Below are 13,415 nucleotides of genomic sequence, written 5' to 3' on the forward strand. Positions count from 1 at the left end.
GGTACTGCGGCTATTGGCTTCGATACGGGCGAGGTTCAGAGCGCAGAGGGTCGAGCAGATAGCTAAGGCCGTTGTGATCGATTTCCTGCATCAGGGCTAGCAGCCGTCCTATTTCGCCAGAGGGGAAGCCTTCGCGGGCGAACCAGTTCAGATAGTGTCCCGGCAGATCCGCTATTACCCGTCCCTGGTATTTCCCAAAGGGCATTTCTCTGCTCACCAGTAATAGAAGATCCTCTGGGGCCATTGTTCTCTCCCGGTTACAAAGTCGTAGGGTAGCAACTGCTGCCTGGCAGGCTGATGGACGCAAACTCGCGTACCCTGTCCGCCATTACATCTCTACCATCACACACAGCAAACAGGATTCAATATGATAGCTAAAGCGCTGCGCAACGGCCTGGGTAATCTGATCATCTTTATAGACTTCATTACCCGTCCGAGAAAGATGAAACGGACCCCCGAAAATCAGGCAGCGGTAGATCAGGCTGCGGCCGGGCTAGAGCTCTATCAATTCAGGGCTTGCCCCTTCTGCGTCAGAACCCGCCGCACGCTGCACAAATTGAACGTACCTGTGACACTCAAGGACGCCAAGAATAATGCCCAGGATCGTCAGACACTGCTCGAGCAGGGCGGCAGAATCAAGGTGCCATGCCTGCGAATCGAGGAAGAGGGTGAGGTAACCTGGTTGTACGAATCCAAGGTAATTGGTGCCTACCTCGAGGACCGTTTTGCAGCCGCCTGATAATCGGCTTCAAGCTCCACGGTATACACAGCCGCTGGTGCAGGTCTCCCTGATGGTGATCTGACAGAGCTCAGGCAGCAATGGCTTGAGCTCTTGCCAGATCCACTTTGCCAGAACTTCGCTCGTAGGGTTCTCAAGGCCAGGAATGTCATTGAGATAGTTGTGATCAAGAACCTCGTAGATAGGCTTGAAAATGGCCTTGAGTTCGCCAAAGTCTCTTATCCAGCCAGTATGCGGGTCTGGTTCGCCTTGCACGTGTACGCCAACCTGAAACGAATGACCGTGCAGCCGGCCACATTTATGACCCTCGGGTACATGGGGCAGGCGATGGGCTGATTCGAACGTGAATTCCTTGAATATTTCCACGGGACTACCTTAATGCGGGGGCTGTGTGAGGAACGCAATTCTACCCTAACAAGCCCCGTACTCGCAGCGCCCCTACCATTCGCGCTGCATATTGCGGGTAGAAATCTGTTCATTGAGCGTCCAGTAGTCATATAAAACGCCCAGCAGGAACAGGCCGCCGGTGAAGAAATACAGTATTGCTGTTATCCATTTGCCCATGTAAAGGCGATGGGCGCCAAAAATCCCCAAAAAGGTCAGGAGTACCCAGGTCAGATTGAAGTTCACTGGCCCACTACGGAACCGCCTATCGGCGCTGCGGTCCATCGAAGGGATCAGAAACAGATCCACAATCCAGCCAATCAGAAAGAATCCCAGAGTGAAGAACCATATCGTGCCGGTAATGGGTCTGCCGTAGTAGAAACGATGAGCTCCCATGAAACCGAAAATCCACAAAAGATAGCCGATAGTCTTACTGTGCGTGTCTGAATAGGCCATCAGGACCGACCTCTGATTGAATGGTTGACTGTGCGATACTGTGAAAGAGGGTAGACCATAAATGATTATCGGGGCATCTGCATGGCGACTGCCGAAACTGTGAACTGGATCAAAAAAGCTCAGGACAGGATTACTCGTCTGGGCAGCCATACCGTGCGCGTCGGAGTAACCGGGCTAAGCGGTGCAGGGAAGACAACCTTCATTACCAGTCTGATCAATCAACTGGAAAATCATCAGCGCGGCTTACTCGCCAGGCGCGCACCCTTCGATCGACTGGTTTCCGTACGCTGGCAACGCGAAGGTGTAACACGGCCCTTTCACTATCTCGAAGCGCTTGGTGCGTTGGCATCCAGCCCGGCACAATGGCCTTCCTCAACAGCAGATCTGGCGCGGGTCGTGATCGATCTGCAGTTCCGACCGGAGGGCTTGCTGAAAAACCTGCAGGGCAATCGCTCGCTTCGTATTGAGTTGCTCGATTATCCAGGAGAATGGTTACTCGATTTACCCTTGCTGGGTCTGGAATATGGGCAGTGGTGTGAACAGATGGCTGCATTGCTCAACAGTGAGCCGCGGAAATCACTGGCTGGCGATCTGCATGACAGGCTGGCGGATATCGATCCGGCAGGCACCTGCGATCAGTCGCTGTTGAGCCAACTGACTGCGGACTGGACCTCATTCATGCTTCGGTGTCGTGCAGAGGCCGGCCTGTCACGCAATCAGCCGGGACGTTTCCTGCTTCCAGGCAGTGGCGTTGCTGCAGACATGCTGCTCTTCGTGCCCCTGCTCGCTGCCAATCGCTATAGCGAGGGACCTGCGGGGAGTTGGTGGGCGCAGTGTGAAGAGCGTTTCAATTACTACCGGGATTTTGTTGTGAAAGGTTTTTACGATGCGCATTTCAGGCAGCTTGATCGACAAATTCTCCTGGTCGACATGCTGACACCCATGCAGGCTGGACAAGCCGCATTGGCAGACCTGAAACAAGCACTCGAAGAGGTTATGGGCAGTTTCCGTTACGGCCGCAATTCGTTGCTACAGCGCCTGTTCAGTCCGAGCATCAGTCGAATGGCTATCTGTTCCACCAAGGTGGACCAGGTTGCGCCTGCCCAGCAGCGGTCCGTGCAGCAGTGCCTGGAGGATCTGGTGACTGACAGTATCTCCGAGGTACGACACGGTGGCGTGGAGGTACAGGGATTTCCCCTGGCTGCCATTCGGGCAGCTGATCAGGAAGGTGAAACGATGATTGGTGGTCTGGTGGGCCAGACTGCGTTTATCCGCTATCAGCCAGTATCGGTCCCGTCACATCTGCCCCTGGATCTGCAGTTCGCTGGTCCCAGACTTCTGCATCTCAGGCCCCCGTCAGGACTGCATCGCAACGAACCTTTTCCGCATTTCCGGATGGATGAACTGGCCGGCTGGATTCTGGAGGGCCGCCAACCATGAAGACCGATCGGGAAAAACAGCAGGACGGGCCGCAGATCCTCGAGACGTGGGAGCCGGCGCCTGAGCAGGTGCAGCAGGATGCTCGCGTGCTGGAAGAGGTTGAATATCACTTGCGTCCAACGGGGACCTCGGCACCCATGCCGACCGGCATTGATAATGCGCCGCCATTGAGTCCCTGGCCCCGGCGACTGGGTCTCATGGTGCTGTCAGTGGTACTCGGCGGCGCGGCAGTGGAATGGACCCAGTGGTCTCTCGCTGCATGGTCGTGGAACCCTTTGGCTGGCGCCCTGCTTGGTGGCGTAGGAGTTTTGCTCGCGGGCACCGGCCTGCTTGGCTGGAATGCGGTACGCCGCCAACGTCAGAGACTGAGTGCCCTGGAGCAGCTCCGTAAGGAAATGCGCATGGCCTTGCGCGTTCCAGAGGAGCGCTTGGCCCTGGATTGGCTTGATCGATTGCAGGCGCTGTACGCCGACACGCCATTGGCGGAATCGATGAATAGCGTCTGTGCGGATCTAGACCAGTCCTATACTGCCGAAGAAATCAGCCGCCGGTTAAATTCACAGTTCTATCAACCGCTGGATGTTCTTGCTCGCCGGTTGATCCGTAATGAATCGGTAGGGACCGGCATGCTGGTCGCCACCAGCCCCTGGGTCTCGGTTGATCTGATTCTGGTGGTCTGGCGCAATATCCGCATGATGCAACGGGTTGCCATTTGCTATGGGTTGCCCATAGGTCAATTGGGTAAGTGGCGCCTGGCCAGGCACGTACTGCGTAACATTGCCCTGGCCGGAGGTAGCGAGATGGCCATTGGCGCACTCAGCGACAGCGTTCTCTCGGGGCTGATGGAAAAGCTCGCGGCGCGGGTGGGGCAGGGTATAGGTATAGGGCTTTACAGTTCACGTCTGGGTCACTTCACTCTGGACCTGTGCCGCGCCGTGCCCTTGCCGGACAAGAGCGGGCTGGCTGAAGATAATCGCGGTATCATACAAGGCATCAGGGAAAGGCTGGGACGTACATCGGATGACAGCATATAAATCACGCACGCGATGGTTGTTCGAGCGCTGGTTGAAAGAACGCACAACGGAACTTGGCAAGCGCTGGGATAAATTGAAGTCGCAGTTTGTCCCGGCTGACTGGCCTGCACGCTGTGAACGAGTCAAGCGCGTACCCGATGGCGATTACGGCCAATGGCAGCCACGTGCGGGCTCAAGCAGTGCCGAGTTGGTTTTGTTGCTCGGTTCAGTACCCCTCTACCAGAGACGTTGGTTGGCCACCCTGCTGGACTCGCCCGCTGCTGGTGCGCGATCCCTGGTGGAAGCGCTGGAGCGCCTGCAGCTGGACTGGCGGAGTCAGATCGATCCTCTTCACAGTCATCGAGAGTACGCCAGACAGTTGAGCATTCTCGCCGCCCGATTGGATTTGCCCACGGTAGCGGAAGCGGCGTATCTGGAGAATGAGCAGCAGATTCATGCCGCCGTGGATGAGCTGCTCTTCGCCTCACTGCCAATGCGCCTGCGGGCGGAACTGCTTAACCGCTATACCCCGGGCAGCGGCCACTATATTGCATGGTGGCATCAGCGTTTACTGGCTAGAGCAGGTGAGCCAGAGCACGGCCTGGAAGGTCTGGGTGCCGACGATTGGCCGGAAATGCCTCCGGCCTGGCTGGCAATAGGCTGGCTCTGCGGTCTAAGGTTATTCTCAGTTACTCCTTAGCAGCACCTGCTTCAATGGGCCATTCATAGCTGCGCATTTCCCTTTGCTATGATGGCCCGTTCTGCTTTTCCGTCCTGTGGACATGCCCTAATATGCCCGCAACGTACATTATGGGACCAGAAAAATGACATTTGCCGAATTACTCGCTGCGCTCGCCAGATCGCCGGAGCAGGAAGTAGTCATTCCCGCCAGCTGGGCTCAGGGGCGGGCCTCCTATGGTGGTCTTGTGGCAGCGCTCGTCTATCAGGGAATGCGGGCGGCATTGTCAGATGATCGACCTGTGCGTTCGCTGGCTATTACCTTTGTGGGGCCTGTGGCGCCGGGAGAAGCCATGCAGGTAGAGGCTCAGGTACTGCGCGAGGGGAAGGCAGTCACGCAAATGTTGGGCATGGCGCGCCAGAACGGTCAGGTAATGTGTATCGTCCAGGGCAGTTTCGGTGCCTCGCGTGAATCTGACGTTTTCCTTCCGAGCGAGCCTGCTCCTACGGTCAAAGCCGTCAACGATTGTGTCGAGATGCCCTATGTCGAGGGAATGACGCCGGTTTTCCTGCGACATTTTGCGGTGCGCTGGGCCTTGGGCGACATGCCGTTCACGGGCAGCAAGAAGCGTGAAATGGGAGGCTGGATGCGTTTTCGCGAGGATGAGGGTGCCGTGCATGAAGCGCACATACTCGGGCTTGTGGATGTCTGGCCGCCAGCCGTTCTGCCTCATCTCAAGCGGTTTGCTCCCGCGAGCTCGCTGACCTGGACCATAGAGTTCGTGCAGCCGCAGCCGGACCTGGGGAATACCGACTGGCTTCTCTATCGGGCCAATATCGACCATGCACGTGATGGCTACGGCCATACTTCAGCCATGGTTTGGCGGGAAGACGGGACACTTGTCGCCATCAGCCGCCAGACGGTCACGGTATTTGGTTAGGTTTTATTCGGCCGATTAGGGCTTGCGCGCCATCAGTGTTGCACGCAGTGGGGCAGGGTGGCCCTCGACGGTCAATTCGGGGTTCAGTGGGTCCAGGAAATCAGTAAGCGACTGAAAGCGCATCCACTCGGTGCTGCGCTGCTCGGCGGTAGATGTCGCGTTCAGATCAATGCAGCGCACATCCGTGAATCCGCTGCGTCGCAGCAGTTTTTCCAGCATGGCGACAGAGGGCAAAAACCAGACATTGCGCATCTGCGCGTACCGGTCCTCCGGAAGCAGGCAAGTGTCTGCGTCGCCCTCAACGACCAAGGTTTCCAGCACCAGCTCACCACCCGGGCGCAGGCAGGCCTTGAGTTGCAGCAGATGATCCACGGGCGAGCGACGGTGATACAGCACACCCATGGAAAACACGGTATCGAAGCCGCCAGCAGGTTCCGGCAAATCCTCAAGAGTAAAAGGCAGTTGCCAGACCGGGGCATCTGGAATGTATTTTTTTACTGCATTAAATTGGTTGAGAAACAGAAGGTTAGGATCGATACCTATAACTGTTTCGGCTCCGCCGCCCCACATGCGCCACATGTGGTAGCCATTACCACAGCCCACGTCCAGGACCTTTCTGCCCCTTAGATCCACATGGGGGCTCACCCGCTGCCATTTCCAATCGGAGCGCCACTCACAGTCCACCATGAGACCGAATACCTCGAAAGGGCCCTTGCGCCAAGGTTGCAAAGCGCGCAAGGCGTTTTTGAGTTGTTCGCTTTCTTCTGCGTCGAGATCCCCTGCTGATCCCACACGCACGGTGGCAGTCACATCCAGAGAAGTGGTGCGGGCAGGCGGCAACTTTGCTACCGCTGCTTCCCAGCGGGCCATGTCGCCATGATTGACGCCTTCTAGTCGCTGTTCAAGAGCCTTTGGCAGGTCGGTCAGCCAATGTGTCAGGCTGGTCTCTGCCAGATGTAGATATAAAGCTGAGTAATCGATCACTTGTGGGCCATCATCGAACAGAAATTGAGGGACTGAAACCAGATATGGCTGCGGCTGAAGCCTGCCTGAGACAACCTGTCCTGATGCACTTCAAGGGTGTCAGGCTGCATGACTTTTTCAATGGCACTGCGCTTCTGAGCAATCTCCAGTTCGCTGTAGCCGTTCGCCCGTTTGAAAACGTAGTGCATGGTTTCCAGACTCAGTTGGGTGTGGGGGTCAGTGAAGGCCAACTTCTCCGAGAGAACCAGCAACCCGCCGGGAAGCAGTGCCCGATGGATATCCGTCAACAACTTCAAGCGTCGGGGAGGAGGGATGAACTGCAGGGTGAAGTTGAGCACCACAACCGAACAGGGCTGCAGCGCCAACTCGGAAATGTCAGCTTCGATGACCTCTACTGGCGTCAATTGCTCAACCATGGCGTCCTGGGCAAGCAGGTACTCCTGGCAGCGATTGACCATGGGTGCAGAGTTGTCTGCGGCAATGATCCTACAGCCCGAGGCTCGCACATGACGACGCATTGACTGTGTCGCGGCACCCAACGAACAGCCCAGATCGTATACCAGGCTGTCTGGTTGGGCGTACTGTCCGGCAATAAGGCCTATGGTTTCAATAATGGTCGGATAGCCGGGAACCGATCTTTTTATCATGTCAGGGAACACACGCACGACTTCGTCATCGAATGCGAAGTCGCTGATCTGAGCAAGTGGCTTTGAAAAAAGCTTGTCTGTGTCGGTCATTGCCTGTTTCCAACCTGGCAGAAAAGCAGGCATATTACCGGAAGTGGCTGCACTTGACAGGATCTGACCCTGACTGCTTCACTGCGTCGTCGTGATGGCTACCGGCCATGCTCCATGTGAAGGATCCCGGATCAAAGCCTGTCATGGGAATGGCGCTGATATTCAGTTGTCTTGTTTGCGCGGTTTTTTTGACATTTCAGGTCGTTTTGCTGTTCGTTTACGTCTCGAGCGGTGGCATACTGTCCTATATTGGGTTGCAGAACGAAAACTATTGACGCTCCCCAAAGGGAATGCGACGGATAGCGCAAGTGGTGGTATCGGTGCCACTTACAGGAAAAGAGGAAAGGGTATGGCAGTCAAACGCCAAGTGATTGTTGGAGTTGCCTCATTGGCTGCTCTGTATGTGGGAGTAAGTAATGCACTGGGTCTGGGGGAAATGCGACTTGATTCTTCGCTGAATCAACCGCTGAGCGCCACGATTCAGCTGCAGGATGCGCAGGGCCTTTCTGCCTCTGATATCATCGTGTCACTGGCCGCACCTGACGCTTTTGACAGGGCAGGTATCGACCGTCCGTTCTTTCTGAATGATCTGCGCTTTGTGCCAGTAGTCGAAAACAATCGACTTCTCATTCGCGTGGAATCTACTCGACCGGTCCGTGAGCCCTATCTGAACTTCCTGGTAGAATTGCGACGTCCTGGCGGTCGGATGCTCCGCGAGTACACGGTGCTCCTAGACCCACCACTGTATGATCCGCAGAAGGTTAGCGTCACTGCCCCTGCCGCTCCTCGGACCCAGGCACGTGTCACCAGTGCGCCTGCTACCGCAACTGCTCCTGTTGCATCCAGGGCCGATCAGGCAATCACTCAACCTGCCAGTACTGCACTCCAATCGCTGCCCGATCTTCAGCCACAATCAGACGCCCAGCAGTACACCACTGTGGCCGGTGACAGTCTGTGGGACATCGCGGTCAGCCAGCGTCCCGATAGTTCAGTGCCGATCCGCGTGAGCATGTCAGCGATACACGCACTCAACCCTGAGGCCTTTATTGGGGGTGACATCGACAAGCTGCGCCAGGGCCATACCCTGACGATGCCGACCAGGGAGCAACTTGTTACTGCCGGGGCGCCCCGAAGTCTGCTGGAGCGCTCGGACTCTGCGCAAGAAGCGGTTGTAGAGGCTCCGGCTCCTCCCTCTGCTGTCGAAGAACCTGCAGCCGCAGTCGCACGTCCTGAAGAGGACGTCAGCGAAATGGCTGAAGCGCAACCGGTCGAGGATGCGGAACCTGCTACTGACTCGATGTCCGATGCGCCGGAAGTCGCCGCCACTAGTGAAGCGATCCAGGACGATGCGCCTATTGCCGATGCGGTACCCGTCGAGGACCCAGATAGCGCTCAGGTGCGTTTGAGAATCGAGGAGACTACCCTCGAGGCAGTTGATGCAGACTCCGCAGCCCTGCTGGGCAGGTTGAATGCCCTGGAAAGCCGATTCAATGTCTTGCTGAGCGAGCTGGATGCCCGTGACGCCCAGATTGCCAGCCTCCAGGCAGAGCTTGAAGTGCTTCGTGCGGCCAAGGCGGCCGAAGCCGAAATGGATGAAGAGCTCGCCGGTATGGCGGGGGCAGGTTCAATCGGAGCCGGCGATGCTGGCTCTGGACCCTCGGCCGCAGGTGGAAGCGATGATCCTACTGCCGGTGCGGTAGCAGCCAACGTTCTGCCCGGAGAAGAACCTGAAACATCACAGGGTTCCTCCTGGCTGAGTTGGTTGACCTTGCCTTTGGTCTTCATTGCTTTCCTGTTGGGCTGGTTGCTGTCCCGCCGCCGTCAGCAGGAAGAAGAGCCTGTGGTTGCTGCACGTGAAGTTGAAGATGAATCCCATGGTGGCTTCTCATCGAATGTCACTACCGTGCCGGCTATGGTTGCCAGGCCGGTTGCCCAACCGGCCAAGGCCATTGTCGATCCTCTGGATGGTGTAGAGCTGTATGTCACCTATGGTCGCTTTGCTGAAGCACGCACCATGCTCGACAAGGCTATCGATGAAGAGCCCGAGCGTCTTGACCTGCGTTACAAGCAGTTGCGAGTCCTGGCTGAGCTGGGTGATGGTGCTGCTTTTGCCGAGCAGGAAGAGGAAGTGGTTGAGCTTGGCGGAGACGTTGAGCGTATCGATCAGATCAAGGCTCGTTTTCCTCTGTTGTTCAACGATCAAGGTGATGTGGTCGAAAAGGTTGACCGAGTCGAGCCTCTGCTGACCGACGAGGAAGATGATTCCGAATTCCGTTCTGGTATCGAGGAAGAACACGACGAATCAAATACCAGCCAACTGAATCTGAACGATTTCACTCTGGACCCTGACTGGGATCTGATTGATGGTCTGAGTCCTGAGCCGATGCGCAAAAGTACTACGCGTGAGGCAGTGAGTGATACCGACAGGACCATTTCGGAAGAGGAGTTCGAGAGCAGCCTGCACAAGTTCCCGCAGGTGGAAGAGCTTGACGACGATCGGGACAAGCACTTTAGTTCGACCGATTACGAAGATCAAAAGCCTTCGGATAAAAAGTAACGTCTGAAATCAGGCTGCTTGACTAAAAGGCGACTCGATGGGGAACCAGCGAGTCGCTTTTTTTGTGCTCAGTCAAATAACATTTTCGCCACGTCACGGAAGTGACTGGCGAAATGAATCTGCATGCCTTTTTTCAGATAATCGGGTAGTTCCTCGTATTCGCTTCGGTTGTCCTCGGGCAGTATCAGTTCGTTAATGGACTGGCGTCTTGCGGCTATGACTTTTTCGCGGATACCGCCGACTGGCAATACCTGTCCGGTTAGCGTCAGTTCGCCGGTCATGGCCATATTTTTGCGGGGAGTCTGGTTGCGTGCCAATGAGAGCAGCGCGCTAGCCAGTGTGACGCCTGCGCTCGGGCCATCCTTGGGTGTGGCCCCCTCGGGTACATGCAGGTGGACAAAGGCCTTGTCAAAAAATTCAGGGTCGGCCTTGTAGCTTTTCAGGTTGGCGCAGATATAGCTATAGGCTATCTCGGCGGACTCCTTCATTACTTCACCCAGTTTGCCAGTCAGTTTGAAACCCCGATTCAGGGTGTGAATGCGAGTGGCCTCTACCGGTAGTGTTGCCCCGCCCATGGAGGTCCATGCCAGGCCGGTAATGATCCCCACTCCCTTGAGCATTCTTTCCTTGCGGAAGGGCGCAGAGCCCAGCAGGGACGGAAGATTCTCGGGCTTGATGCTGATTTTTTGTTCCCTGTCCTCCAATAGCCGCATAACCGATTTGCGCACAATTTTTGCCAACTGTTTGTCGAGATTACGCACGCCTGCTTCGCGGGCATAACCTTCGATCAGGGTGCGAAGGGCCTTGTCGGTGATTCGCAACTGGCCTTTACGCACGCCGGCTCGCTCCAGTTGTCGTGGCCATAGATGGTTCTTGGCAATGGCCAGCTTTTCCTCGCTGATATAGCCCGAGAGTCTGATTACATCCATGCGATCTAGCAGGGGGCCGGGAATGCTGTCGAGAACGTTGGCGGTACAGACGAAGAGCACCTTGGACAGATCCAGACGAAGGTCCAGGTAGTGGTCGAGAAACTGGCTGTTCTGCTCAGGATCCAGGGTTTCCAGTAGCGCCGAGGCCGGGTCGCCCTGGTGACTGCTCCCAAGCTTGTCGATTTCGTCCAGCATGATCACCGGATTCATTACACCGACATCCTTGAATGCCTGGACGAATTTGCCTGGCATCGCGCCGATGTAAGTTCGACGGTGCCCCTTGATCTCTGCCTCATCACGCATGCCGCCGACACTGAAGCGATAGAAGGGGCGACCAAGGCTTTCGGCGATTGAATGGCCTATGCTGGTCTTGCCCACACCGGGCGGTCCCACCAGCAGCATTATCGAGCCCGAAACCGTCCCCTTGAATGCACCCAGTCCGATAAATTCCAGAATACGTTCTTTAACATCCTTGAGGCCGTCGTGGTCGCGGTCCAGGACCTTGCGCGCATGGGCAATATCCAGATTGTCAGCATGGGTGATACCCCAGGGAATTGAAGTAGCCCAATCCAGATAGTTGCGCGTCACCGCGTACTCGGGGGAGCCCGTCTCCAGAACCGACAACTTGTTCAGCTCTTCCTCTATTTTCTTGGCTGTGGCATCGGGCAGAACCTTGTCCTCCAGCCGATCACGAAATTGCTCGATATCCGCCGTGCGGTCATCCTTGGACAGACCCAGTTCCTTCTGAATGACCTTGAGCTGTTCCTTGAGAAAAAATTTGCGCTGACTATCGCTGATGGTTCGATTGACCTCCGCGCTGATCTCTCCCTGCAGCCGCGCAACGTCGATTTCTTTCTTTAACAGCACCAGCACCTTTTCCATTCGTCGCAGGACTGGAACGGTATCCAGGATATCCTGCAGTTCACTTCCCTTGACGGAGGTAAGCGTGGCGGCAAAATCAGACAAGGGAGAAGGCTGATTAGGACTGAATCTGTTCAGATAGTTTTTCAACTCTTCGCTGTAGAGGGGGTTGAGCGGTAACAGCTCCTTGATCGCATTAATCAGGGCCATGGCATAGGCGCGCACTTCATCGCGCTCGTCGGTGGGTGCCTTTGGATACTCCACCTCAACCAGATAAGGTGGTTTACGGCTCAACCACTGGGTGATCCGCACTCGGGTTATACCCTGTGCAATAAACTGGATCTTGCCATCTTCCTTAACTGAGTGATGAATCTTGACTGCACACCCTGTCTCGGGGAGACGGTCGAAGTCGAGCACGCCGTCTGCCCGCAAGGGTCCGTCAACAAAGAACAGCGATAACGCATGATGGGGAGTGCTGGAGGCTTTCTCGATCGTTTCGGCCCAGGGAGCCTCATCCATCACAACCGGCATGACCTGAGCGGGAAAGAAGGGGCGGTTGCTGACTGGCAAGAGGTACAACCTGTCAGGCAGTCGCTGATCAGGTATCGCCAGTCCCGTGCGTGCGCTTTCGTCGTCTGGTTCGTCACGTTCGATGTAATCGGAGTGTGCATTGTCGTTATCGGTCATGGAGCCTCTCTGTTCGCTACGGTTGCGTTGCACCGGGTATGGATAAGAGATGGAGTCGCAGGGTTTGTATTTCAATAGCTGCTCACCGGGTTGTGACTGTCTCGAGCAGGGACTACTATGAAAAGCCGTATCTAGTGGCCAGTTAGTATGATTCGCACTCGAGTCCTTGATCTTCCCATGCAGTGCTCGACCCATGCCCACGCCCAGCACCAATTGATCGTGGGACTCAACGGTTGCGCGGATTTTGAGGTGATGGGTCAGGGTGGCGCGGTCAGCCGTCTGCACGCCTGCCTGGTCCCGGGGCATGAAGCCCATGCATTTTCAGGCCGGGGCAGTAACGATATGTTGATCCTCGACCTTGCCACGGAGGGTCCCTCCGCTACAGGATTTACCGAGGACGGTTTATCACGCCTGTTTGAAAAGCCCCGTTTTATCAGACTGGATCAGCGCGTGCAGGGCCTCCTGGATTTCGCTGCCCATGAGTTGGCTCGTCCCAACAGCCTTGAAGGACCTCTGAACTGGCATCTCGGTGGCGTCTTGCTGCACACCCTGCATGACCGGCTGTTTTCGAGTGCGCCGCAGGTTCGGCAGCCTCCTGGCCTCGATCTTTCACGAATCGATGCCTTCATTCGTCAACGGCTCGATCAGCCGGTCAGTGTTGCCGAGATGGCTGCCCAGGTGCATATCAGCCCGAGCCACTTCCATACCCTGTTCAGGCAGCGGGCAGGGCAGTCACCGCATCAGTACCTGCTGGGAGCGCGCGTTGACGAAGCCGTCCGTTTGATCTGTCACGACGCTATACCACTCTCCGAAGTGGCCAGTCGCTGCGGATTCTCCAGCCAGAGTGCGCTTACCCATGCCGTACGTCAGCGTTGTGGCGTCACGCCAGGCAAACTTCGGCTAAATGGTGGGTATTGAGCCTTCGCTTAGCCGTTTTTCAGAGTTTTTTGCAACAAAATCCCCGGTTTTTGCAAGATTCGCCCCTGGCCGCCTTCTACAGTGGCCTGAA

General features: G+C 56.2%; 13 protein-coding genes. 7 read left to right on the forward strand and 6 right to left on the reverse strand.

The features are described from left to right. Positions 1–10: 10 nt before the first annotated feature. Positions 11–244 (reverse strand): DUF3820 family protein, encoded by a 234-nt coding sequence (locus tag AAC076_RS03090; protein WP_339842908.1) that lies wholly within the window; start codon positions 242–244, stop codon positions 11–13. Positions 245–367: 123 nt separating this feature from the next. Between AAC076_RS03090 and AAC076_RS03095 the strand changes: the two genes are divergently transcribed. After that, positions 368–739: a glutathione S-transferase N-terminal domain-containing protein gene (locus AAC076_RS03095; RefSeq protein ID WP_339842909.1), complete on the forward strand. Its 372-nt coding sequence runs from the start codon at positions 368–370 to the stop codon at positions 737–739. A gap of 9 nt (positions 740–748) precedes the next feature. Here AAC076_RS03095 and queD read toward each other — a convergent pair whose 3' ends face one another. Both queD and AAC076_RS03105 read right to left on the reverse strand, forming a co-directional pair. Continuing rightward, positions 749–1,105, reverse strand: coding sequence for a 6-carboxytetrahydropterin synthase QueD (gene queD / locus AAC076_RS03100; protein ID WP_339842911.1), 357 nt, complete (start codon positions 1,103–1,105; stop codon positions 749–751). Between the two features lie 72 nt (positions 1,106–1,177). After that, entirely contained in the window at positions 1,178–1,579 is a 402-nt protein-coding gene (locus AAC076_RS03105) for a TM2 domain-containing protein (protein WP_150278964.1), read from the reverse strand. A gap of 81 nt (positions 1,580–1,660) precedes the next feature. Between AAC076_RS03105 and AAC076_RS03110 the strand changes: the two genes are divergently transcribed. From AAC076_RS03110 to AAC076_RS03125, 4 genes are all read left to right on the forward strand, one after another. After that, positions 1,661–3,019 (forward strand): YcjX family protein, encoded by a 1,359-nt coding sequence (locus AAC076_RS03110; protein WP_339842912.1) that lies wholly within the window; start codon positions 1,661–1,663, stop codon positions 3,017–3,019. Next, a complete protein-coding gene (locus tag AAC076_RS03115; protein WP_339842913.1) occupies positions 3,016–4,053 on the forward strand; it encodes a DUF697 domain-containing protein in 1,038 nt (345 codons plus the stop codon). The genes AAC076_RS03110 and AAC076_RS03115 overlap by 4 nt, the downstream gene beginning before the upstream one ends. Next, positions 4,040–4,732, forward strand: coding sequence for a hypothetical protein (locus AAC076_RS03120; RefSeq protein WP_339842914.1), 693 nt, complete (start codon positions 4,040–4,042; stop codon positions 4,730–4,732). The genes AAC076_RS03115 and AAC076_RS03120 overlap by 14 nt, the downstream gene beginning before the upstream one ends. 124 nt (positions 4,733–4,856) lie before the next feature. Then, positions 4,857–5,651 (forward strand): thioesterase family protein, encoded by a 795-nt coding sequence (locus AAC076_RS03125; RefSeq protein ID WP_339842916.1) that lies wholly within the window; start codon positions 4,857–4,859, stop codon positions 5,649–5,651. Between the two features lie 15 nt (positions 5,652–5,666). On the opposite strand, the gene cmoB is transcribed toward AAC076_RS03125, so the two are convergent. Both cmoB and cmoA read right to left on the reverse strand, forming a co-directional pair. Next, a complete protein-coding gene (cmoB, locus tag AAC076_RS03130) occupies positions 5,667–6,632 on the reverse strand; it encodes a tRNA 5-methoxyuridine(34)/uridine 5-oxyacetic acid(34) synthase CmoB (protein WP_339842963.1) in 966 nt (321 codons plus the stop codon). Continuing rightward, positions 6,632–7,372 carry a carboxy-S-adenosyl-L-methionine synthase CmoA gene (gene cmoA, locus AAC076_RS03135; protein ID WP_339842917.1) on the reverse strand — a complete coding sequence of 247 codons (741 nt, stop codon included), beginning with the start codon at positions 7,370–7,372 and terminating at the stop codon, positions 6,632–6,634. The genes cmoB and cmoA overlap by 1 nt, the downstream gene beginning before the upstream one ends. A gap of 349 nt (positions 7,373–7,721) precedes the next feature. On the opposite strand from cmoA, the gene AAC076_RS03140 reads away from it, so the two are divergent. Beyond that, a complete protein-coding gene (locus AAC076_RS03140; RefSeq protein WP_339842918.1) occupies positions 7,722–9,929 on the forward strand; it encodes a FimV/HubP family polar landmark protein in 2,208 nt (735 codons plus the stop codon). A gap of 68 nt (positions 9,930–9,997) precedes the next feature. Here AAC076_RS03140 and lon read toward each other — a convergent pair whose 3' ends face one another. Continuing rightward, on the reverse strand, positions 9,998–12,406 hold the full coding sequence (gene lon, locus AAC076_RS03145; RefSeq protein ID WP_339842919.1) for an endopeptidase La: 2,409 nt from the start codon (positions 12,404–12,406) through the stop codon (positions 9,998–10,000). Between the two features lie 147 nt (positions 12,407–12,553). On the opposite strand from lon, the gene AAC076_RS03150 reads away from it, so the two are divergent. Further along, a complete protein-coding gene (locus tag AAC076_RS03150; RefSeq protein ID WP_339842920.1) occupies positions 12,554–13,324 on the forward strand; it encodes an AraC family transcriptional regulator in 771 nt (256 codons plus the stop codon). The last annotated feature ends 91 nt before the right edge of the window (positions 13,325–13,415 follow it).

The sequence above is a fragment of the uncultured Halopseudomonas sp. genome, assembly GCF_963977355.1.
In the GTDB taxonomy this organism is placed as follows: domain Bacteria; phylum Pseudomonadota; class Gammaproteobacteria; order Pseudomonadales; family Pseudomonadaceae; genus Halopseudomonas.